Below are 273 nucleotides of genomic sequence, written 5' to 3'. Positions count from 1 at the left end.
TATGTGCTGGGTTCGGGGCTGGAGTTGGTGGCGCCCGGTGTGGTGGGGGAGTTGTACATCGCGGGCGCCGGTGTGGCCCGTGGGTATCTGAACAAGCCCGGTATGACGGCGGAGCGGTTCGTGGCGGACCCGTACGCTTCCGAGTCCGGCGCTCGTATGTACCGCACCGGTGACCTGGTGCGGTGGAACCAGGACGGCGAGCTGGAGTTCGTCGGCCGCGCCGACCACCAGATCAAGATCCGCGGCTTCCGCATCGAACCCGGCGAGATCGAG

General features: G+C 67.4%; 1 protein-coding gene. It reads left to right on the top strand.

Annotation, left to right across the window (positions count from 1 at the left end; translation table 11 throughout):
• The coding region (locus tag DI272_RS43240; RefSeq protein ID WP_146238442.1) for an AMP-binding protein at positions 1-273 on the top strand (273 nt) is incomplete at both ends.

It is taken from the genome of Streptomyces sp. Act143, assembly GCF_003143935.1.
GTDB lineage: Bacteria > Actinomycetota > Actinomycetes > Streptomycetales > Streptomycetaceae > Streptomyces.
This window is presented reverse-complemented; position numbering and strand designations above follow the sequence as displayed.